Annotated in this window: 21 protein-coding genes and 1 pseudogene; 6 read left to right on the forward strand and 16 right to left on the reverse strand. The window is 65.5% G+C overall.

The genetic code is table 11. From position 1 onward, the window contains the following. Positions 1–14: 14 nt before the first annotated feature. Positions 15–911 carry an SDR family NAD(P)-dependent oxidoreductase gene (locus tag ACQP1G_RS31665; RefSeq protein WP_433193285.1) on the forward strand — a complete coding sequence of 299 codons (897 nt, stop codon included), beginning with the start codon at positions 15–17 and terminating at the stop codon, positions 909–911. 86 nt (positions 912–997) lie between these two features. On the opposite strand, the gene ACQP1G_RS31670 is transcribed toward ACQP1G_RS31665, so the two are convergent. From ACQP1G_RS31670 to ACQP1G_RS31680, 3 genes are all read right to left on the reverse strand, one after another. Then, positions 998–1,168, reverse strand: a complete 171-nt coding sequence (locus ACQP1G_RS31670) for a toxin-antitoxin system HicB family antitoxin (RefSeq protein WP_433193287.1) — start codon at positions 1,166–1,168, stop codon at positions 998–1,000. Between the two features lie 7 nt (positions 1,169–1,175). Continuing rightward, positions 1,176–2,060, reverse strand: a complete 885-nt coding sequence (locus tag ACQP1G_RS31675; protein WP_433193288.1) for an SPFH domain-containing protein — start codon at positions 2,058–2,060, stop codon at positions 1,176–1,178. A gap of 164 nt (positions 2,061–2,224) precedes the next feature. Beyond that, positions 2,225–3,598, reverse strand: a complete 1,374-nt coding sequence (locus ACQP1G_RS31680) for an FAD-binding oxidoreductase (RefSeq protein WP_433193289.1) — start codon at positions 3,596–3,598, stop codon at positions 2,225–2,227. Between the two features lie 71 nt (positions 3,599–3,669). Here ACQP1G_RS31680 and ACQP1G_RS31685 point away from each other — a divergent pair, with 71 nt between their 5' ends. After that, positions 3,670–4,575: a LysR family transcriptional regulator gene (locus ACQP1G_RS31685; RefSeq protein ID WP_433193290.1), complete on the forward strand. Its 906-nt coding sequence runs from the start codon at positions 3,670–3,672 to the stop codon at positions 4,573–4,575. Between the two features lies 1 nt (position 4,576). Here the strand turns inward: ACQP1G_RS31685 and ACQP1G_RS31690 are convergent, their stop codons facing one another. The 4 genes from ACQP1G_RS31690 to ACQP1G_RS31705 form a co-directional block, all read right to left on the reverse strand. Continuing rightward, a complete protein-coding gene (locus ACQP1G_RS31690) occupies positions 4,577–5,329 on the reverse strand; it encodes an amino acid ABC transporter ATP-binding protein (RefSeq protein WP_433208991.1) in 753 nt (250 codons plus the stop codon). A 32-nt stretch (positions 5,330–5,361) separates the two neighbouring features. Continuing rightward, positions 5,362–6,324, reverse strand: coding sequence for an amino acid ABC transporter permease (locus tag ACQP1G_RS31695; protein ID WP_433193291.1), 963 nt, complete (start codon positions 6,322–6,324; stop codon positions 5,362–5,364). Positions 6,325–6,327: 3 nt separating this feature from the next. Then, positions 6,328–7,191 carry an ABC transporter substrate-binding protein gene (locus tag ACQP1G_RS31700; RefSeq protein WP_433193292.1) on the reverse strand — a complete coding sequence of 288 codons (864 nt, stop codon included), beginning with the start codon at positions 7,189–7,191 and terminating at the stop codon, positions 6,328–6,330. 259 nt (positions 7,192–7,450) lie between these two features. After that, positions 7,451–8,533, reverse strand: coding sequence for an isocitrate/isopropylmalate dehydrogenase family protein (locus ACQP1G_RS31705; protein WP_433208994.1), 1,083 nt, complete (start codon positions 8,531–8,533; stop codon positions 7,451–7,453). A gap of 116 nt (positions 8,534–8,649) precedes the next feature. Between ACQP1G_RS31705 and ACQP1G_RS31710 the strand changes: the two genes are divergently transcribed. Further along, positions 8,650–9,171 (forward strand): 2'-5' RNA ligase family protein, encoded by a 522-nt coding sequence (locus ACQP1G_RS31710; protein WP_433193293.1) that lies wholly within the window; start codon positions 8,650–8,652, stop codon positions 9,169–9,171. A gap of 49 nt (positions 9,172–9,220) precedes the next feature. Next, positions 9,221–9,589, forward strand: a complete 369-nt coding sequence (gene trxA, locus ACQP1G_RS31715) for a thioredoxin (protein ID WP_433193294.1) — start codon at positions 9,221–9,223, stop codon at positions 9,587–9,589. A gap of 164 nt (positions 9,590–9,753) precedes the next feature. On the opposite strand, the gene ACQP1G_RS31720 is transcribed toward trxA, so the two are convergent. Both ACQP1G_RS31720 and ACQP1G_RS31725 read right to left on the reverse strand, forming a co-directional pair. Beyond that, on the reverse strand, positions 9,754–10,203 hold the full coding sequence (locus ACQP1G_RS31720) for a 2-keto-3-deoxygluconate kinase (protein ID WP_433193296.1): 450 nt from the start codon (positions 10,201–10,203) through the stop codon (positions 9,754–9,756). Between the two features lie 98 nt (positions 10,204–10,301). After that, complete coding sequence (locus ACQP1G_RS31725) at positions 10,302–10,433, reverse strand: hypothetical protein (RefSeq protein ID WP_433193297.1); 132 nt, start codon at positions 10,431–10,433, stop codon at positions 10,302–10,304. 145 nt (positions 10,434–10,578) lie between these two features. Between ACQP1G_RS31725 and ACQP1G_RS31730 the strand changes: the two genes are divergently transcribed. Next, positions 10,579–10,890 carry a DUF6191 domain-containing protein gene (locus ACQP1G_RS31730; RefSeq protein ID WP_433193298.1) on the forward strand — a complete coding sequence of 104 codons (312 nt, stop codon included), beginning with the start codon at positions 10,579–10,581 and terminating at the stop codon, positions 10,888–10,890. A 59-nt stretch (positions 10,891–10,949) separates the two neighbouring features. On the opposite strand, the gene polA is transcribed toward ACQP1G_RS31730, so the two are convergent. After that, the gene (gene polA, locus ACQP1G_RS31735; RefSeq protein ID WP_433193299.1) at positions 10,950–13,694 is read right to left on the reverse strand and encodes a DNA polymerase I; all 2,745 of its coding nucleotides are present in this window, start codon (positions 13,692–13,694) and stop codon (positions 10,950–10,952) included. Positions 13,695–13,815: 121 nt separating this feature from the next. Between polA and ACQP1G_RS31740 the strand changes: the two genes are divergently transcribed. Further along, entirely contained in the window at positions 13,816–14,241 is a 426-nt protein-coding gene (locus ACQP1G_RS31740) for a nuclear transport factor 2 family protein (RefSeq protein ID WP_433193300.1), read from the forward strand. Positions 14,242–14,256: 15 nt separating this feature from the next. Here the strand turns inward: ACQP1G_RS31740 and ACQP1G_RS31745 are convergent, their stop codons facing one another. The 6 genes and pseudogenes from ACQP1G_RS31745 to ACQP1G_RS31770 all read right to left on the reverse strand — a co-directional run bounded on the left by ACQP1G_RS31745 (position 14,257) and on the right by ACQP1G_RS31770 (position 21,330). Then, the gene (locus ACQP1G_RS31745; RefSeq protein WP_433193301.1) at positions 14,257–15,264 is read right to left on the reverse strand and encodes a neutral zinc metallopeptidase; all 1,008 of its coding nucleotides are present in this window, start codon (positions 15,262–15,264) and stop codon (positions 14,257–14,259) included. Positions 15,265–15,347: 83 nt separating this feature from the next. After that, positions 15,348–17,024 carry a DUF885 domain-containing protein gene (locus ACQP1G_RS31750; RefSeq protein WP_433193302.1) on the reverse strand — a complete coding sequence of 559 codons (1,677 nt, stop codon included), beginning with the start codon at positions 17,022–17,024 and terminating at the stop codon, positions 15,348–15,350. A gap of 48 nt (positions 17,025–17,072) precedes the next feature. After that, on the reverse strand, positions 17,073–17,768 hold the full coding sequence (locus tag ACQP1G_RS31755; RefSeq protein ID WP_433208997.1) for an ABC transporter ATP-binding protein: 696 nt from the start codon (positions 17,766–17,768) through the stop codon (positions 17,073–17,075). Between the two features lie 135 nt (positions 17,769–17,903). Next, positions 17,904–18,860 (reverse strand): annotated as a pseudogene (locus ACQP1G_RS31760) (ABC transporter ATP-binding protein); the annotation flags it as partial. Continuing rightward, positions 18,857–20,296 carry a branched-chain amino acid ABC transporter permease gene (locus ACQP1G_RS31765; protein ID WP_433193304.1) on the reverse strand — a complete coding sequence of 480 codons (1,440 nt, stop codon included), beginning with the start codon at positions 20,294–20,296 and terminating at the stop codon, positions 18,857–18,859. The gene ACQP1G_RS31765 and the pseudogene ACQP1G_RS31760, both read right to left, overlap by 4 nt. Beyond that, positions 20,293–21,330 (reverse strand): branched-chain amino acid ABC transporter permease, encoded by a 1,038-nt coding sequence (locus ACQP1G_RS31770; RefSeq protein WP_433193306.1) that lies wholly within the window; start codon positions 21,328–21,330, stop codon positions 20,293–20,295. Before ACQP1G_RS31770 ends, ACQP1G_RS31765 begins: the two co-directional genes overlap by 4 nt. Positions 21,331–21,332 lie beyond the last annotated feature (2 nt).

Below are 21,332 nucleotides of genomic sequence, written 5' to 3' on the forward strand. Positions count from 1 at the left end.
GCAGACTCTGCCATATGACAACAAGTGACAGAACTGTGGTGATCACTGGTGGCACAAGCGGGCTCGGCCGCGAATGCGCCAGGGAGCTCGCCGCCGATCCGCGGTGGACAGTTGTCGTCACCGGGCGCGACGCCGACCGGGCACGCGCCGAAGCCGCCACCGTCGGCGCGCGCGGAACCGCACTCGACCTGGGTGCACTCACCTCGGTGACGCAGTTCGCCGACGAATTGCGCCGGGACGGACTACCGCCATTGCGCGCCCTGGTGTGCAATGCCGGACTGCAGTTCACCCGGCGCAGCTACACCGAGGACGGCGTCGAGGCGACCTTCGGCGTCAACCATCTCGGACACCTCGCACTGGTCCGGGCGCTCCTGGACGACCTGAGCGCCCCGGCCCGCATCGTTTTCGTCAGTTCGGGCACACATGATCCGGATCAGTTCACCGGTATGCCGCATCCACTGGATACGAACGTTCACGAATTGGCCTATCCGCCCGAGCCGACCGAATCCGCGCAACGCGACGGCCGCCGCCGCTACAGCACCTCGAAGTTGGCCAACCTGCAGACCACCTACGAATTGGCCCGCCAGCTCGCGGCGCGCGGTATCACGGTGAATGCGTTCGATCCGGGATTGATGCCGGGTACCGGACTCGCCAGGGATGCCGGGCCGGCGGCGCAGCTGTTGTGGCGCACGGTCGCCCGGGGTTTGGTGTTACTGCCCGGAGTTAATACGCCACGCCGGTCGGGCGGCGATCTGGCGCGGCTCGTCACCGATCCGTCACTCGCCGAGGTGACCGGCCAGTATTTCGTCGGCCGCACCGCCAAGCCGTCGTCGAAGGCGTCCTATGACCGCGATGCGCAACGTGCGCTGTACACCGACAGCCTGGAACTGCTCGGCGAGCTCACGCGCTGACGCGCAGTCCGATGCGAATGCCAACGGTGCCGAACACCCGTTGGGCGTTCGGCACCGTTGCGGCAGAGCTCATTTCGCGACCCCGGCTAGTCCTCGACCGGCTTTGCCTTCGGGCCGCGGCCCGCCTGTTTCAGCGCGAGGCGCAATGCGTATTCGATTTGGGCGTTGATGCTGCGCAGGTCGTCGGCGGCCCACTGGGCGATGGCCTCGTGTATCGACGGATCGAGGCGTAGCAGGATCTTCTTGCGCTCGGCCATGAGCGACTCAGGAGTAGAGCGAGCCGGTATTGACGACGGGCTGGGTGGCTCGGTCACCACAGAGGACGACCAGCAGGTTGGAGACCATGGCGGCCTTGCGTTCCTCGTCGAGTTCGACAACACCCTGTTCGGCGAGCCGATCCAGCGCGAGAGCGACCATGCCGACCGCACCCTCGACGATGCGAGTGCGCGCGGCGACCACCTGCGCCGCCTGCTGACGTACGAGCATGGCCTGAGCGATCTCCGGCGCGTAGGCGAGGTGGGTGATCCTGGCCTCGATGACCTCGATGCCCGCCAGATCGGTGCGGTCACGCAGTTCGATGGTCAATTCCTCGGCCACTTCGGTGCCGTCACGCAGGCTGGTGGTGTCCTTGTCGTGCGCGTCGTACGGGTGGGTGGTCGCCAGGTGCCGCACCGCCGCCTCGGACTGGGTCTCCACATACTCCTCGTAGTCGTTGACCGAGAACGCGGCCTTGAAGCTGTCGACCACCCGGTAGACCACGACGGCGGCGATCTCCACCGGATTGCCATCGGCATCGTTGACCTTGAGCTTCTGAGTCTCGAAGTTGCGCACCTTCAGCGAGATGCTGCGGCGGTCCGTGAGCGGCACCACGGAGAAGAAGCCGGGTTCGCTGAGCGAGCCGATGTAGCGGCCGAAGAATTGCACGACCTTGGCCTCATTGGGGTTCACCACGGTCAGTCCGGTGACCAGCAGCAGGAGCACGACCACCGCGACGGTCGCGATGATCGCGCCGACCAAGGCGGGCACATTGTCGTGGTTGGCCGCGGCGGCATAGCCAGCGATGGCCGCGCCACCGATCAGGAGCGTGAGCACAAACCACGACACCAGTACTACAAAGCCGTTGACGTGGAACGCCGACCGAAGCTTCATGACATCCTCCGAGTATCAAAGTGATATCACGAAGATAGCACCGATACTCGCGCCTCGCACTCCCGTCTTCGCGCGTTCGCACGATGGCGAAAACCCCGCACAGGTCCGGATTCGGAACCCGTGCGGGGCTGCATCCGACGGAGCCGGGGAGCCCGCCGCTGCTATCAGTTCGCGGGCTTGATATTGCGGTTGAAGCGGAACATATTGCGCGGGTCGTACTGTGCTTTCAGAGCGGACAGCCGGGCATAGGTGTCCGGCGCGTAGCCACCGCGGGTCTGCGCCTCGTCGGCGGCGGCACCGGCACCGTAGAGGAAGTTCAGGCTGTGGCCGACGGTCCACGGGGCCAGCGCCGCGCGGACCACCGCGTGATCCTCGGGAGCCGCATCGCCCGCATCGGGTCCAGGCATCGTGATGACCCGGACGATGTACTCGCCGTCGCGATTGTCCACGGCGATTCCCGCAGGCCCACTCCGGCGCAGCGCGCCACCGAGGTGTCGAATATCGACCACCGCCTGGATCGGCGACTCCGGCCCGGTGGCGGTGAGCAAGGCCGACAGCGTTTCGCCGGTGAATTCACCGAGCACCGCGTTGGTGGCGGCGTAGGCGTGCGGATGGTCCGGATCGCTGTGGATGGTGTGCGATTCGGTGTACGGCATGACGCGCAGGTCGTCCTTCAGGCGAGCACCGACGGCGCGCAGCGGAGCGACCAGACGCGCCCCCTCCTCGGCCGATCCGTTGTAGGCGATCCGGATCGATGCGACGTAGCGGCCGCGCAGCGGTTCCGGGATCTGCGGGATGGGCGGGAAGGTCATCACGGTGACCGTCGAGGTCAACTCCTCGGGAAGCGTTGCGGTCCAGTCCTTCCACGTTTCCAGGGCCTGCTCGACCAGCGCGGTGTCGAAGACCAACTGGCCGCCGTAAACTGTGGCGACCGGCACCAACTCCAGTTCCAGCGCGGTCACCACGCCGAAGTTTCCGCCGCTGCCGAGCACCGCGCCGAAGAGTTCATCGCCCGGAGTCAGCGTGCGGACGCGACCGTCCGCGGTGACGAGTTCGATGACGCGCACATGCTCGGCGGCGTAGCCGAATTGTCGTGCCAGCAGGCCCAATCCGCCGCCCAGGCTGTAGCCGACGACGCCGACCGACGGCGAGGAGCCGCTCAGTGGTGCCAGACCGTACTGGGCAGCGGCCTCGACCAGCGCGCCCGCCCGCACTCCGGCGGCGACGCGGGCGGTCCGAGCCCGCGAGTCGATCCGGATATCGGTCATCCTGCGTGTACTGATCAGCACGCCACCGTCGGCCGCGACCGAGAGCCCGTGCCCGGTGGCCTGGACCGCCACCGGAAGTCCGTGGCGCGCCGCGTATTCCACCGCACTGCGGACATCCTCGGCGTGCAGCGCGCCCACGACCAACGCCGGACGATGGGCGTAGGCGGCTTGGAAACCAGCGATCTCCTCGTCGTAACCGGTGTCGCCGGGGCGGAAGATCGGGCCGGTGAAGGCGTCGGTGTCGATGATCTGAGCTGCGATGTTTCCCATAGCTCAGACAATGCCGCCATTCCAATAAGAAGTACAACAGATAGTTCTGCTCACTCCTATAATCATCAGTTATGGAGCTACGGCAATTGCGCTACTTCGTGACGGTGGTCGAGGAGGCCAACTTCACCCGCGCCGCCGCGCGGTTGCACCTGGCTCAGCCCGGGCTCAGCGCGCAGATCCGTCAGCTCGAACGAGAGCTGGGACAACAGCTTCTGGATAGGGGCGGCCGTTCGGTGACGCTGACCGAGGTCGGGGCGGCGGTACTGCCGCATGCCAGGGCCGCGCTCGCGGCGACCGAGCGCGTCGCCGCGACGGTCGACGAATTCACCGGACTACTACGTGGGCACGTCCGCATCGGCTGCATCTCCGGCACCGCGAATGAGGATTTCGATATCTCCACGGTGCTGGCGGATTTTCACGACGATCACCCGCAGGTCGGCATCAGCCTGACCGAGGACACCTCCGAGCGCATGCTGGCGGCGGTGCGCAGCGGGGAGCTGGATATCGCGCTGGTCGGGTTGACCGGCGCGGAGATCGGAGACGATATCGGCGTCGACATCGTGCTGGATACGCCAGTGGTTGCGGCCGTCGCGGCGAGCGGACCGGGCATACAGGATCGAAAGCGCGCGATGGCGCTGGCCGAGTTGCGCGATCACCCGCTGATCTGTCTGCCCCGCGGCACCGGAATCCGCGGTGTGCTCGATCGCGCCTGTACCGCAGCGGGATTCGAGCCCGACGTCGCTTTCGAGGCCGCCGCTCCCCCGCTGTTGCTCCGGCTCGCCGCCCGCGGCCTCGGCATCGCGGTGGTGCCCACGCTGACGGCGGCGGAAGCCGAGGCGTTCGGTGTACGGGTACGGCCGATCATCGAGCCGGAGCTGCACGGACAGCTCGCCCTGGCCTGGCGACGGGATCGCCCGGGCAGTCCGGCCGCGAAAGTCCTGCTCGGACAACTCCGCATCGGCTTGGGCGGCCGTTGAATCAGAGCAGCCGCGACAGGAACGCTTTGGTGCGTTCGTGTTTCGGGTTCGCCAGGACCTCACGCGGATTGCCCGCCTCGACGACGACTCCGCCGTCCATGAACACCAGTTGATCGGCGACCTCACGGGCGAAACCCATTTCATGGGTGACGACCACCATCGTCATACCGTCGGCGGCGAGTTCGCGCATAACCCCGAGCACCTCACCGACCAACTCCGGATCCAGCGCCGAGGTCGGCTCGTCGAAGAGCATCAGCTTGGGATCCATGGCCAGCGCACGGGCGATGGCGACCCGCTGCTGCTGGCCGCCGGAGAGCTGGGCCGGATAGGCATTCGCCTTGTCCCCCATGCCGACTCGGTCCAGCAGTTCATGTGCGCGGGTCACCGCGTCGGCCTTGCCGATGCCCTTCACCTGCATAGGCGCCTCGATGATGTTCTCCAGCGCCGTCCGATGCGGGAACAGGTTGAAGTGCTGGAACACCATGCCGATATCGCGGCGCTGTTTGGCCGCGTCGCGCGGATGCAGCTCATAGAGCTTGCCACCCTTTTCGCGATAGCCGATGAGGTCGCCGTCGACATAGAGCCGACCCGCGTTCACCTGCTCGAGGTGGTTGATGCAGCGCAGGAAGGTCGATTTACCCGAACCCGAGGGTCCGATCATGCACAGCACATCACCGCGCCCTACCTCGAGCGAAATACCCTTGAGCACCTGCAGCGCACCGAAGTTCTTACACACCCGATCCGCGACGATCATCGGCGCCGCGTCATTCTTGTCGAGAGTCGGGCTCATTTCGCCTTCACAATCGTCTGAGCGTCGGCCAATTCCTGCAGTTGCTTGGCGGTCAGCTGCCGGGATGCGCCCCGCGAGTAATAGCGCTCCAGGTAGTACTGCCCGATCATCAGCACGCTGGTGACCGCGAGATACCACGTGGCGGTGACCAATAGCAGCGGAATCGGCTGGAAGTTCACGCCGTAGATATCGCGAGCGCGTCCGTACAGGTCGGTGCTCAACGGGATCGCGGTCACCAGTGAGGTGGTCTTCAGCATGCCGATGAGCTCATTGCCGGTCGGCGGGATGATCACCCGCATCGCCTGCGGCAGCACGGTCCTGCGCATGGTCTGCGACCACGACATACCCAGTGCCGTCGAGGCCTCGCGCTGCCCCTCACCGACGGAATTGATTCCGGCACGGACGATTTCGGCCATATACGCGGCCTCGTTCAGACCGAGGCCGATCACCGCGAAGGTGAACGCCGCCTGCAGCCCCTGCACATCGATCCGCACGAATTCGGGCCCGAACGGCACACCGAGCTGGATCGACTTGTACAGCGACGGGAACAGACCCCAGAACACCAACTGCACGAAAACCGGTGTGCCACGGAAGATCCACAGATACACCCAGGCCGCCGAGCGCAATACCGGATTCGGCGATAGGCGCATCACCGCGAGCACTGTCCCCAGTGCGACGGCGATCGCCATGGCCAGCACGGTCAGCTCGAGGGTGACCACCGCGCCGGAGGCGATCCGGCTGTCGAACAAGTACTTTCGATAGGTGCCCCATCCGTACGCGGGGTTGGTGGCCGCGCCGTAGATGAAGAGCCCGAGCAGGGCGAGGATGATCGCGGCGGCGATCCAGCGGCCCGGCCTGCGCAGTGGAACGGCCTTGATCGGCTCCGGTTCTGCCGAGTCGATCGGCCCGCCGGGCCCGGTGTTGTCCCCGGGCGCCGACGTGGTCTCAGGAGATGACATCGATCAGCTCGCGGCGCCGTTGATGACCGACTTGGTGATCGCGCCTTCCTGTACACCCCAGTTCTTGGTGATCTCCAGGTACTTGCCGTTATCGATCAGGTGCTGGACGGCGGCCTGCAGCGCCTTGCCGAGCGCCGATCCCTTGGGGATGGCCCACCCGTAGGGCGCGGAGTCGAAGACCTTACCGGCCGCCTCGATCTTGCCGTCGCTCTTCTTGATCGCGTACGCGGTCACCGGCGAATCCGCCGACATCGCGTCGACCTGGCCGAGCATCAGGGCGTTGGTCGCCGCGCTCTGCTCGTCGAACGACTTCTTATCGATGGCGGGCTTGCCCTCCGCCTCGCACTTCTTGCTGCGGGCCGGGATCTCGTCGGTGTCCTGAACCGTGGTGGCCTGCACCGCGACCCGCTTACCGCAGGCGTTGTCCGGGTCGATCGGCTTACCCGACTGCTGCGCCCACTGGCTGCCCGCGTTGAAGTAGGTGGTGAAGTCGACGCTCTGTTCGCGTTCCTTCGAATCGGTAATGGAGGACATGCCGACGGCGTAGGTGCCCGCCTGGATCGCGGGGATGATCTTCTCGAAGGAGGATTCCCGGTAGTCGGCCTCGAGGCCGAGGGTCGCGGCGACGGCGTCCATCATGTCGACATCGAAGCCGACGATCTTGTCATTCGCATCCCTGTACTCATTGGGCTGATAGGGGATATTGACTCCGACAATGAGCGTGCCCGACTGCTTGATATTGTCCGGGAGCAGCGCGGCGGCCGCATCGAACTTGTCGATACCGGAAACCTTCGCGACCGCGGGCGAGTTGTCCTCGGAGTTACTACAGCCCGTCAGCACCAAGGCACCACCGGCGAGAACGCACATTGCTTGCAGGGCGCGCCTGCCAAGAACCGATCGAACAGACACAGCAGCCCTCCACATTTCGGATTCGAGAAACCCGGGTGTCACCACCCGTTTGGCAATCTAAGCGATCGCGCTGTTTCGTGCTGGACAGTAACGGAAGATTATCCGTTCTGTTCGGAACTCTACGAGCACAGCAAACACTCAGGTACCGGCGGTGGACCCTACCGGATGACTCCGTGTTCGAACGAGTTGGGCTCCTGCTCGCCCGCGGACCCGCGCGTCAGCGGCGATGCACCCGGGCGCGGACCTGCTCGGTGAATTCGCTGGTCGAGGCGAGACCGCCCAGGTCGGCGGTGGCGATTCCGGCAATGAAGGTGGCCGCGACGGCACGTTCGATGCGCTCACCAGCGCTCACCAGTGCGCGGTTGTTATCGCGAATTCCCAGCCAGTGCAACAACATTGCGGCCGAGAGTTGGAGCGCCGCGGGGTTTGCGCGGTTGTGTCCGGCCAAGGTCGGTGCGGCGCCGTGTACCGCCTGGGCCATCGCCCTGGTCGCCGAGCAATTCAGCGATGCGGCCATGCCGAGCGATCCGCTCAATTCCCCCGCGAGATCGGAGAGGATATCGCCGAAGAGGTTCTCGGTCACCAGCACGTCATAGTCGCGGGCAGCGCGGACCAGATGGGCGGCCGTCGCGTCGACGTGCTCATCGTCGACCTCGACACCGGGATAGGCGTGTGCGACGTCATAGCAGACGTCACGGAACAGACCCATGGTCATGGGCAGCACATTGGCCTTGTGCACGATGGTCACCCGCTTGCGGCGCGCGGCGGCGAGCCGGAAGGCTTCGTGCGCGATCCGCTCGCAGGCCTGCCGGGTGATCACGCCGACCGCCATCGCGATATCGGCGGTCGGCCGGAACTCACCGGATCCGGCGAACATATTGCGGTCGGCGTAGAAGCCCTCACTGTTCTCCCGGACGATCACCAAGTCGATATCAGGGGCGCTCGCCTTGATTCCGGCGAAGGCGCGGGCCGGGCGCAGGTTGGCATAGAGACCGAAGCGTTTACGGATGGCCCCGCCGGGAGCGATGCGGTGCTCGGCCGGGTAGGACGCGTTGTCGTGCGGACCGAGGATCCAGGCGTCGAGTTCGTCGAGAGCCGCGAGAGTCTGCTCGGGCAACGGATCGCCGAATTCTTCGATGGCGCGATGCCCCATCAGTAAAGGAACCCATTCCACGGCGGCCGCACCCGCCGCCGCGAGCGCTTCGTCGACCACGGCGCGGGTGGCGCCGACCACCTCGGGGCCGATGCCGTCACCATCGATCAGGCCGAGTCGCACGGGCGACGTGTCACGTTCCCTCACAGCGTTCACCCGGTCATCCTCCCGCGACATGATTCGTGCACCGACACTTGGGACCCACGACGGCTATGCATGTTCGCCGCCCATAGTGCCGCAAGGGCGGCTAATCTCTCGTGAACATGGTGCAGTCGGTCGAATTATTGTTGGACGACGCGGCCGATGCGGAAATCCGGCGGCAGTGGCAGTTGCTCGCGGATGCGGGCATCCCCAGTTTGGCCGGGAAGCATACTGAGACCAACCGGCCGCATATCACCGTCGCGGTCGCCAGGCAGATCTGGCCGCGCATCGATCACGCGCTGGATCAGCTGACCTTCCGACCGATCCCGGTGCGCCTAGGTGGGTTGCTGGTCTTCGGTGCGCGCCATCCGATCCTGGTCCGGATGGTGGTGCCCTCGGAGCAGCTGCTCGCCCTGCACCGGCGCATCTTCGCCGCGGTATCGCCGTGTCCCGGGGTTCCGGCGAACCTGCAGCCCGACGAGTGGACACCCCATATCACGCTGGCCAGACGGGTGCCGACGCAACATCTCGGCGAAGCGATCCACGCGGTCGCCAGGGACCGTGATTTCCCGGCCACGGTAGTGGGTATCCGGCGCTGGGACGGCGATCAACGGCGCGAGTGGCCGGTCGCCCAGGGAAGATAAGGCCAGCGCCGGGCGTTACAGCAGGCGACATACGATACGAGAGGACGTCATGGCCACCCAGACGCTGAACCAGCAGAATTTCGATGAGGTAGTCACCGGAAACGACGTGGTACTCGTCGATTTCTGGGCCGACTGGTGCGGCCCGTGCAAGAGCTTCGCACCGACCTACGAGGCATCCTCGGATAAGCATCCGGATGTCGTACACGGCAAGGTCGACACCGAGGCCGAGCAGGGCTTGGCCGCCGCCGCCAATATCCGCTCCATCCCGACCATCATGGCGTTCCGTGAGGGCGTGCTGGTCTTCGCGCAGCCGGGCGCACTGCCGCCCGCCGCGTTGGAGGATCTGGTCACCCAGGTGCAGGCGCTGGATATGGATGAGGTGCGCAAGCAGCTCGCGGAGCAGCAGGCCGAGCAGTAGGCCGGCGCGCGTAACGTGCAAGGGCCGTTCACCTCGTCGAGGTGAACGGCCCTTGTGATATCCAGCGCGACAACTGATTTCGACTGCACATGGGTAACTCGTCGGGTACGCCCAAGAGTCGGCCCGCTCCCAACCGTCGGCGCGCTGCACGGATCTCGCGGCAGTTACCGATCGGCTGAAGGGCCGGGGAGGCGGAGGAGATTCACACCCGCAATCATGGCGCGGACCGTCGATTCGGCGCCGTCCTCGGCCAGGGCAGCACCCCAGCCACGCCTGCCGTTGCATTCGCATTGCACGAAGGTCGCGGTGCCCGACGCGGTGCGGCGCTGGTGGAATTGCAGGATTTCGACCGGGTAGCCCTCGTCGTAGAGGGCCGAGGTCATCGCGGCGACCGGGCTGCCGGTGGCGATCACCGTGCGCAGATGGTCGGTGAATTCGAGCGTCGCCGTGAACTCCGCGCTCCGCTTGCCCGCGGGCGACCAGTCGCCGACCCGGATCGGACCGCTGAGTTCGCAATAGCGGTCGTGGAACTGCGCCGGTGTCAGATCGGCGCATTCGGCGCGCAGTGCCTTGGGCGCGGCGGCGATGAACGTATGGGTATCAAGTGTCAGCATGGTCATTGCGCGTAGGTCTTCCCGAGGATTGTCTTCTCATTGACAGAGGGGACCAGCAGTAAGTATTCAGTAGCCCGCAGCGAGGGGGCCGGTCCGAATCAGACCCCGCTACGGCGGGTTACTACGAGAAGTCGCCGAGTTGCCACCATCGCGGTAAGCGGAATGAGCACGACGCTGTCGCGGTCTGCGACATTCAGCGCGGCGCTGTGGCGGTCGACGGGATTCGGCACGCGGACCACAATATGTCCATCTTGACGCAATAGCAACCACATTTGTTGCACCGTCGTGCCTACTCGCGAGTACCATCGTCGCAGCTCAGAGGTGTCGCCCCGGTGCAGGGTGGCAGGCGGCCGACGCGACGGTACCTTCGGTCACATGGGTGCTCTTGTCGCCATGACCATCCCCGGGTTGGCAATCCTGCTGATCGGACTCGCGTTCGTTGAGGTGTTGTGGAATCGGCTCACCGGAAGTCGGATCCTGCCGTGGTTCCGACACCGCAGGCACACGCCGGTCGCCGCGACCGGATTCGACCAAGTGACAGCGGTTTTCCAGGGGTCCAAGCACTACGAGTTCGAGCAACGGCAGACGACGTTGATGCACAGAGAAGACAAATCCGATGGTGCGCCACCGCGCGACGAGATCGATCTCGGTGCGGGCTCGGCGAAGCTGGTGCGACGCGAGCAGTGATCGTCAGATCATGAAATGCGGTGCGGCACACCGGATATCCGATGTGCCGACAACCGCGCTCAGTGCGCGGCGGCGTCCCAGCTGCGGCCGGTGCCGACGGATACGTCCAACGGCACCGACAGGGTGATCGCCGAGGACATCTGTTCGCGGGCCAGCGCCTCCAGGGTGTCCTTCTCCCCCTCGGCGACCTCGAAGACCAATTCGTCGTGGATCTGCAGCAGCATCCGCGAGCGCAGGCCGGCTTCCCGAATCGCCTTGTGCACGTTGATCATCGCCACCTTGATGATGTCGGCGGCGGTGCCCTGAATCGGCGCGTTGAGGGCCATGCGTTCGGCGGCCTCGCGGCGCTGGCGGTTGCTGGAGTCCAGGTCGGGCAGGTAGCGGCGGCGGCCGAAGAGGGTTTCGGTGTAGCCGACCTTGCGGGCCTGCTCGACGACTTCGTAGAGGTAGTCGCGGATGCCACCGAAGCGGTCGAAGTAGATGTCCATCTGCTCCTTGGCCTCCTGCGTACTGATCTTCAGCTGGGTGGACAGACCGTAGGAGCTCAGGCCATAGGCGAGACCGTAGGACATCGCCTTGATGCGGCGGCGCATTTCGGGGTTGACCTCGGAGAGCGGAATGTCGAAGGCCTTGGACGCGACGAAGGTGTGCAGGTCCTCGCCGGAGTTGAACGCCTCGATCAGCCCCTCGTCGCCGGACAGGTGGGCCATGATGCGCATTTCGATCTGGCTGTAGTCCGCGGTCATCAGCGACTGGTAGCCGGAGCCGACGACGAAGGTGTCGCGGATCTGGCGGCCGGTGTCGGTGCGGATGGGGATGTTCTGCAGATTCGGCTCGGTCGAGGACAGTCGCCCCGTCGCGGCGATGGTCTGGTTGAAGGTGGTGTGGATGCGGCCGTCGTCGCCCACGGATTTGAGCAGACCGTCCACGGTGACCTTGAGCCGGGTGGCGTCGCGGTGTTCGAGCAGATGCTGCAGGAACGGGTGCTCGGTCTTCTCGAACAGCGATTCCAGCGCGTCGGCGTCGGTGGTGTAGCCGGTCTTGGTGCGCTTGGTCTTGGGCATATCGAGCTCGTCGAAGAGCACCACCTGCAGCTGCTTGGGCGAGCCGAGGTTGATCTGCTTGCCGATCACGTCATAGGCGGAGTTGGCCGCATCACTGACCTTATCGGCGAATTGCCGCTGCAGGGTTTCGAGCTGGTCGATATCGACCGCGATGCCCGCGTTCTCGAGTTCGGCGAGTACCCCGAGCAGGGGCAGTTCCATATCGTCGAGCAGTGCGCTGGACTCGATCTGGCGCAATTCGCCATCGAGCGCCTCGGCGAGGTCGAGAACCGCCCTCGCGCGCAGCATTTCGGTCTGCGCCGCTTCGGCGTCGACGGTGTCCGCATCGTCGAGCAGGGACAGCTGCGGGGTTTCATCGGTCTCGGCGCGCAACTCGCGGTGCAGGTAGCGCAGTGACAGATCGTCGAGGTTGAAGCTGCGCTGGCCGGGGCGGACCAGATAGGCGGCCAGTGCGGTGTCGCTGGTGAGACCGGTGAGGGCCCAGCCGCGCCCGCGCAGCGCGTGCATCGCGACCTTGGCCTCGTGCAGCGCCTTCGGCACGGCGGCAGCGGCGAGCCAGCTGCCGAGCGCGGCCTCATCTTCCGGGGTCAGCACGGCGACATCGATATAGCCGCTTTCGCCGTCCGCGGCGGCGATGGCGAGCGCACGCACGTCACCATTGCCGGGTGTGCCATTGCCGACGACCGAAATACCGTGGCGCACACCGACTTTCGCATGCTCTGCGAGCCAGGCCGCGACCGCACCGACCTCGAGCGCACCGCCGCTGATCTCGAAGCCGGATTCGGCCTCGGGCTCCGGCGGGGCGAGGGTTTCGAAGAGCCGGTCGCGCAGCACCCGGAACTCCAGGTCGTCGAAGAGCTGGTGGATCTTATTGCGATCCCACGGCTGCTGGGCCAGCTGTTCGGGGGTGTAGGGCAGCGGGACGTCGCGGACCATCTCGGTGAGCTGGCGGTTGAGCACCACACTGCTGAGGTTGGCGCGCAGTGCGTCGCCGACCTTGCCCTTCACCTCGTCCACCTTGTCGACGAGGGTCGTGAGATCGCCGTATTCGCGGATCCACTTGGCGGCGGTCTTCTCCCCGACCCCCGGAATGCCGGGCAGGTTATCGCTGGGGTCGCCGCGCAGCGCCGCATAATCCGGATACTGGGCCGGGGTGAGCTGATATTTGGCCATCACCTCGTCGGGGGTGAAGCGAGTCAGATCGGAGACGCCTTTGCGCGGGTAGAGCAGCGTGACGTCATCGCTGACCAGCTGAATAGCGTCGCGGTCACCGGAGACGATGAGGACGCGGAATCCCTCGGACACCGCCTGGGTGGCGATGGTGGCGATCAGATCGTCGGCCTCGAAACCGTCGATGGCCATGACCGGAATGCCCATGGCGCCGAGCACGTCCTTGGTGAGTTCGACCTGGCCGCGGAATTCATCGGGCGTGGCGCTGCGCCCTGCCTTGTACTCCGGATAGGCCTCGGTGCGGAACGTCTTGCGGCTGACATCGAAGGCGGCCGCGATATGTGTCGGCTTCTCATCCCGCAGCAGATTGATCAGCATCGCGGTGAACCCGTAGACCGCATTGGTGGTCTGCCCCGTGACCGTCTTGAAGTTCTCCGCGGGCAATGCGAAGAACGCGCGATAGGCAACCGAATGCCCATCCAGCAGCAGCAACGTCGGCCGCTCACCGCCCGCATCGCTGGCTGCTACGGGCACGGCGCTGGAACGCTGATCAGTAGTCGCTGGGGTCACCTGCAAGAGTCTAGGGAGCCCCACCGACAATCCACAGCCGCGGCACCCTCTAGTGACGAGTGTCCAGCGAGCCGTCCGATTTCCGCCAGAAGTGGTCGCGCCCGATGGCCATGATTTTCCGGTGACCACAACCCTCGCCGCACTCCAGAAGTTCTTCGCCGCCGAAGCCGCCTACATCACCGAGGGCACGAACTTCGATGCCATGGGCGCATGCCTGGATCCCGATGTCGTCATGTACCAGGCCGAACATCTGCCCTATGGCGGCGAATGGCGCGGCCCCGACGGCATCGAGAAATTCATGGTGGCAATGAGCCGGACCTGGGGATCGTTGGAGTTCATCGAGCAGCGATTCGTGGTCGACGGCGAGACGGTGGTCATCTACAACCGCGGCCGCATGCTGGCCCGCGCCACCGGTCGCCTGCTGGAGACCTCGGTGATGCAGCTGATGACCTTCCGCGACGGCCTGATCGTCGAGATCCGACCGTTCTATCTGGATACCGCGGCCGTACTCGAGGCACTGGCCGAGGATCGACGGACAGTGCGGTAGCGGACTCGGCCGCGCCTATTCCACGTGGGCCGGAGAGCTGTACCAGGTATTGCACTCCCAGGTGTCGCCCTTGTCCGAGCCCCATCTCCACCAGCCCCAGACGTTTTCCTCAGTGCCGTGCATGCGCGGGTTGCCGGTGTCGTTGCGGACAGTGTGGGAGGCCTCGGCCCAGGTTTGCTGATCGATATCGGCGCGGCCGAAGTTGGTGCCCAGGAACATGCCGGAGAAGCAGCGGGCCTGCAACTCCATGCGGCGGCTTTGTTCTTGACCTGCGGCGGTGTCCTTGCCGAGTGTCGAATGTTTTTCGGTGTATGCCTGCATGACACCGATCAAGGTCTGCACGTGGTGGCCGTATTCGGTGGTGACCACGGCCAATTGGGCGCCGCGGCGGGAGCCGCCGGACAGTGGCCGCATCGCGTCGTACGGCAGGACGAGCGTTTCGTCGAGGGCGCAGTAGAAGGTTGTCGGGCCGTTGCGCAGCCGCTGCACGCATTGGCTGGCCACGTCACGGGATTCCGCGGGGGCCAGTAGCCGCGGCGGGTGGAATGGCAGTCCGGCGCCGCGCAGCGTCGGTTCCCATGATGCGTCGAGGCAGGCGATCGCGGCCCGATAGAACGCCCGCGCCGCCTCCGGATCGTCGCGCCAGGCGGGCAATTTGCAGTCGACCCTGCCGAGCCCAGCGTGCTGGGCGAAGAGCGGATGGTCGGCCAGCGCCTGTACTGGACGGCTCGATGCCACCGGCATCCCGTCCGGTGCCGCTCCGGCCAGCGGTGCCGCGGCAACCGGCGGCGCGGCGTCACCGACCGGATTCGCCGATCCGGGCAGGGCACCGGTGAACCCCGGCGTCATCGCATTGTCGGAAACGACACGCGCCGTACGCACTTCGCCCGCGCCGGCGGACTGTCCGTTCACCATCAGGAGAGTCGCCGCCGCCAGCGCGCCGACCACGCCGAGCACCGCCCAGGCGAGCACCAGCCGCCTACCGCGCAGCCGAGCGAGCCGAGAGCTGAACGTGCTGTTCATGATTCCCCTGTGGAGCTCGATCACCGCACATTCATTGGAACCCCGCCCGGCCCCGCACGCAACTCGAGGACCGGGTCAGCGGGTCACAGTGTGGCTACGAGTTCACGCAACACCGGCAGGCTGACCGATCCGGCGCCGAGCACCACATCATGAAATGCCTTGATATCGAAATCAGCACCGAGCCGCTCGGCGGCCGAGCGGCGCTGACCGCGAATCTCGAGCTGACCGACCTTATACGCGACGGCCTGCCCCGGAATGGCGATATAGCGGTCCACCTCGACCTCGATCTCGGCCAACCCGACCGGCGCATTGGCGATCATGAAATCGATGGCCTGCTGACGACTCCAGCCCTTGGCGTGGATGCCGGTGTCGACGACGAGCCGGCACGAGCGCCACGAGTCGGCGGCGAGCATCCCGACACGATCCAAATCGTCTGCGTACAAACCCATTTCGTCGGCCAGGCGTTCGGTGTAGAGCGCCCAGCCCTCGACGAAGGCGGTGTTCGCGAACGACTGCCGCTGGAATCGTGGCAGCTGATCGAGCTCATTGGCGATGGTGAGCTGCAGGTGATGTCCCGGAATCGCCTCGTGGTAGGCCACCGCCGCCGTCTCGTAGCGGCTGCGGCCGCTGGGCTCGTGCTGGTTGACGAAGTAGGTGCCGGGCCGGGAACCGTCTGCGGCGGGCGGAAAGTAGTACGCCGCAGGCGCATCCGCGGCCAGGAAGTCCGGTACCGCGACGATATCGCAGGATTCCTTGGGCAGGCGACCGAACCAGTTGCCCATTTCCGCGACCGCCGCACCGAGCGCGCGTTGGGCATCGGCCATGATCTCCTCGCCACTGACGTAACGCAGTTCCGGATCTCGGCGCAGGCGGGTGAAGATCTCGGTGGTGTCGGTGGTACCGAACAGCCGGGTGCCCACGGCGGCATATTCCTCGCGCAGCAGCGCCAATTCGGACAGGCCGAGTTCGTGGATCTGCTCCGCACCGAGGTCGGGCAGGGTGGTGTGGCGGCGCAACTGGCGCCGGTAGATATCCTCGCCGTCGGCGCCGAGCCAGCACAGCCCGCATTTGTCGTCGGGACGGGCGGCTGGCCGCAGTTCGTCGGCCAGCACATCCCGATAGCGTTGGAAGGCAGGGCGAATCACGTCACGGGCGACCTCGGTGAGTTCGGCGCGCCAGGCGGCCTCCCAGTCCCAATCCGCCGGTCCGGCGAAGGTGGTGAACGGGTCGGTGGCGAGATCGGCGGCGAGGTAGCCGTCGAGCTGATTGAGCGAGCGCTCGATGGTGATGCGCGCGGGGGCGCGGCCCGCGGCCAGACCGTTGCGGAACTGCTCGACTGCCTGGTCGAACAGCCTGTCGAACTGGCGATACCGCTGCACAAGGGCGAGCGCGTATTCGGGCTGTAGTGCCTTGGTCTGGCTGGCCATCATGAGCATTCCGGCGTGCACGCCGTCCATCTGGTCCGACGCCAGTTCCGTCGGCCGCCACGCCAAATTGTCGATGGCCGTGTCCAATTCGGTGCGCAGTAGACTTCGGGTGACCTGGTCCGCAGCGCCCAACCCTTGTGCATCGAGGCCGACGACCTGCTCGCGCAGCTGGCGAAAGGTCGCCAGCAGCCGCTGCTCGGCCTCGGGTGACAGGTCCTCGACGCGATCGTCGAAGCGGTGGTCGCCGAGCAGGGTGGCCGTGCTCGGCGCCGCCACCAGCACGCTGTCCCAGTAGCGGTCGGCCAGATTCCTGAGTTCGTCATGCCCGTCCATGGCCGCAATCATGCCTCGAGGCGCCCATGGACGGGCCCGACTTTTCGGTTATCCCACGCCGAGGTAGGCCGACTTCACCGCGGGATCGGTGAGCAGATTCCCGCCGATACCGCTCTTGGTGACCTCACCGGTCTCCAGGATGTAGGCGCGATCGCTGCGGGTCAGTGCCTGTTGCGCGTTCTGCTCCACCAACAGCACGGTGGTGCCCTGCTGATTGATCTCGCTGATGATCCGGAAGATCTGCTGAATCACCATGGGCGCCAAGCCCATCGACGGTTCGTCGAGCAGTAGCAGGCGCGGGCGGGCCATGAGCGAGCGGCCGATGGCCAGCATCTGCTGCTCACCGCCGGAGAGCGTGCCGCCGACCTGCTTGCGCCGCTCCGATAGCCGCGGGAACAGGTCGAAGACCCACTCCAGCGTCTGACCGTACTCCGCCTTCTGCTTGAAAGCCCTTCCGTAGCAACCCATATCGAGGTTCTCCTGGACCGTCATACCGGGGAACACACCCCGACCCTCCGGTGCCTGGATCAACCCGTGCGTGACCCGCTCGTGCGCCTTCATCTGGGTGATGTCGCGGCCCTCGAACTTGATCTTGCCGCGGGTGAGCGGCAGCAAGCCCGACAGCGCACGCATGGTGGTGGTCTTGCCCGCGCCGTTCGCACCGAGCAACGTGACCAGCTCACCCTCGGCGACCCGGAGCGAAACCCCGTGCAGCGCTTGGATTCTGCCGTAGTTGACCACCATATCGTCGACCTCGAGCAGCGGCGGTGCCGCACTGAAGTCACGGGCCGCCGGCTCACGAGGCGCGGCCGGGGTCGGTTCGGCAGCGGGCTGTTCCGGTTCGACCACTTCGGTTACGGCGGTGGTCCTTTCGGTCGCCGCGGCATCGGTATCGGGAACGCCCAGATACGCCGCGATCACATCCGGGTTGTCGCGGATCTGCGCGGGCAGCCCATCGGCGATCTTACGACCGAACTCCAGTACCACGATCCGATCCGTGACACCCATGACCAAGCGCATATCGTGCTCGATCAGCAGCACGGTGAACCCGTCGTCACGGATCTTGCGGATCAGATCCATCAGCGCCGACTTCTCGCTCGGATTGAACCCAGCGGCGGGTTCGTCCAGGCAGAGCAGTTTCGGCTCGGTGGCCAGCGCGCGGGCGATCTCCAATCGGCGCTGATCGCCGTAGGAGAGATTGCGCGCCTTCTCCACCGCACGCGGTGCGATGCCGACGAATTCGAGCAGGGCCATGCCGCGCTCGATCGCGTCTTTCTCCTCACTGCGGTGCCGTGGGGTGCGGAAGATGGCGCCCGGTACCGAGGTCTTATGCCTGGCGTCGGTGCCGACCACCACATTCTCCAGCGCGGTCATCTCACCGAAGAGCCGCACGTTCTGGAAGGTGCGGGCGATGCCGAGCCGGGTGATCTCGTTGCGCTTGGTCTTCGTCAGTGGTTTGCCGTCGAAATACACCAGACCCGAGGCCGGTTTGTAGACACCGGTGATGGCGTTGAAGCAGGTCGTCTTGCCCGCGCCATTGGGTCCGATCAGTCCGAGGATTTCGCCGCGGCGGATCTCGAAACTGACCTTGTCCAATGCGGTCAGACCGCCGAACTTCACCGTGAGCCCATCGGTCCGCAGCAGCGGCTCACCCACCGGGGTTTCTATTTCGCGGTGTGGCGCAACCACATCCGCGACGACCTCGGCATCGGCGAGCACCGGGATCACGGCGGTGACATCGACCTCGCCTGCGCTCTCGACTTCTGGCGGAGCCGCATAACCGGCCGCCATATCCTCATTGTCGAACAGGGCGTCACCCGCGCCGGGCCCGGTCATTGTCGCGCTCCGATCAATTCACGCTCGGCCGGTTTGCGCACGGCCTGGTACACCTGCCTACCGAAGGTGAGCAGCTTCTGCCGCACCGGGAACAGACCCTGTGGCCGCAGAATCATCATGACCACCAAGGTGATTCCGAAGTACATGTACTTGAGGTCACCGAGGGTCTGCGCACCGCCGACGCGGAACAGCAATACGCTGCCGAGTAGCAGCGCACCCATGACACCGGTGACCACCATGCCCGCGATACAGCCGCGCCGCGGCCATGGGCTCAGGTCGTCGCTCTTGTACTTCCAGACGACGATCAACCCGACGAAGATCAGCACGTCGATCGCCAACAGGATGTACCCGGTCGCCTCGTTGCTCACCAATTTCACCGACTGCAGCCGAGCGGGCAGATAGGCAATGATGAACGCGCCGAAGATGACGCCGAGCTTATTGCCCTGACCGCCGATAACGACCGCGCACAGGAACAGCATCGAATTGATGATGTTGAACCCGGTGGGGTTGATGAACTGCACCTGACCGGCGTAGATCGCACCGGACATGCCGCCGACGGCAGCGCCGATCGTGAAGGCCCACAGCTTGAATTTGAAGGTCGGCACGCCCATGATCTCGGCGGCGTCCTCGTCCTCGCGGATGGCCACCCAGGCGCGGCCGACCCGGCTGCGTTCCAGATTGCCGACGATCAGCAGCACCATGATCACCAGCACCATCGCGAACCAGTACCACCAGGTGCCGTAGCTGGCCCGGTCGAGCAGGTTCGCGCTGTCGGCATTGCCGCTGTTGCCGCCGGAGAAAACACCCTCCGGCTTGCTGTCGGATTCGCCGACGTGCGGGAATGCGACGCCGGACAGACCCAGGCTGCCGTTGGTGATATCGGAGAGATTGTCGGCGAGCAACCGAACGATCTCACCGAAGCCGAGGGTGACGATGGCCAGATAGTCACCGCGCAGCCGCAGCGTCGGAGTGCCGAGGATGATGCCGGAGATGGCCGTCACCGCGACCGCGATCGGCAGACAGGCCATCCAGGCCCAGGTCGGATTCAGCCAGCCGCCATCGGTCTGATTCCACGGACTATTGGGACTGGTGAGCAGACCGACCGTATACGCGCCGATGGCGTAGAAGCCGACGTAGCCGAGGTCGAGCAGACCCGCCTGTCCGACAACGACATTCAGGCCGATGGCGATCAGCGCGTACATCGCGACCTGTGCCATGACCAGGCCGAAGTTGTAGCCGGGTGTGTCCAGCAGCGGCGGCGGGAACAGCGGAAGCAGTGCGAGCAGAAGGAGGATCGGCACGCCGACGCCCCATTGCGCGGGGCGGCTCAGGCCGTCCCACCAGGTCCGAATCGCATCTCCGACACCATGCCTCGGCGCTGGGGCCTTCGGCGTCTCGAGCGAGGGCGTATCGGGGGTCTTGGTCGAGTCGGTCATGCGCGGGCCCTTCCGAGACTCTCACCGAGGATGCCGGTCGGACGAACCATCAGCACCAGCACCAGCACGACGAAGGCGACGACATCACGCCATTCCGAGCCGAGCAGCGATTGGCCGTACTGTTCCACCACACCGAGCAGGATGCCGCCGAGCAGCGCACCGCGCAGGTTGCCGATGCCGCCGAGCACCGCGGCGCTGAATGCCTTGATGCCGAGGATGAATCCGCCGGAGTAGATGATGCCCTGCGGAATCTTGATCGCGTACAGCAGCGCGGCCGCACCCGCGAGCACGCCGCCGATGAAGAAGGTCAGCATGATGACCCGCTCTCGCGAGACGCCCATCAGCGTCGCGGTATCGGGGTCCTGGGCGACGGCGCGGATGCCACGCCCGAATTTGGTCCGGTTGATCAGCACCTCGGTCACGATCGCGAGCGCGATCGCCGCCAGCACGATGAGCACCTTGATGTTGTCGATATCGGCGCCGAAGAAGCTGAACTGCACACTCGGCTCGACCAGTTTGACCGGCTGCTGTGCGTTGGTGCCACCGAGTTTGGGATTGATCTTCGGCAGGATGAAGTGCACGAATTCCTGGATGACGAACGACATGCCGATCGCCGTGATGAGGAAGCTGAGCGGTTTGGCACCGCGTTTGCGCAGCGGCCGATAGGCCACACGCTCCAATCCGACCGCGGCGCCACCGGATACCAGCATGCCGATGATCATCGCCAACGCGAGATAGATGACGGTCAGGACGATGCCCTGGGTGTACACGTCGGGGTTCGCCACGAATCCGAACAGCATGAGCCCGATCAATTGACCGAACATGCCGAGCATGAATATTTCCGAATGGGCGAAATTGATCAGCCGCAATACGCCGTAGACCAAGGTATAGCCCACGGCGACCAAGGCGTAGATAGAGCCGTAGGTCACCCCGTCGACGGTCAGTCGCCAGAAGTTATCGATCACTCCGTGGTAGTTGAAGTCGATCGATCCGCTGGCGAGTTGTACAGCGCCAGCCAATGCCGTTGATGTCATTC

It is taken from the genome of Nocardia sp. CA-107356 (assembly GCF_050946365.1).
Classification (GTDB): Bacteria; Actinomycetota; Actinomycetes; order Mycobacteriales; family Mycobacteriaceae; genus Nocardia.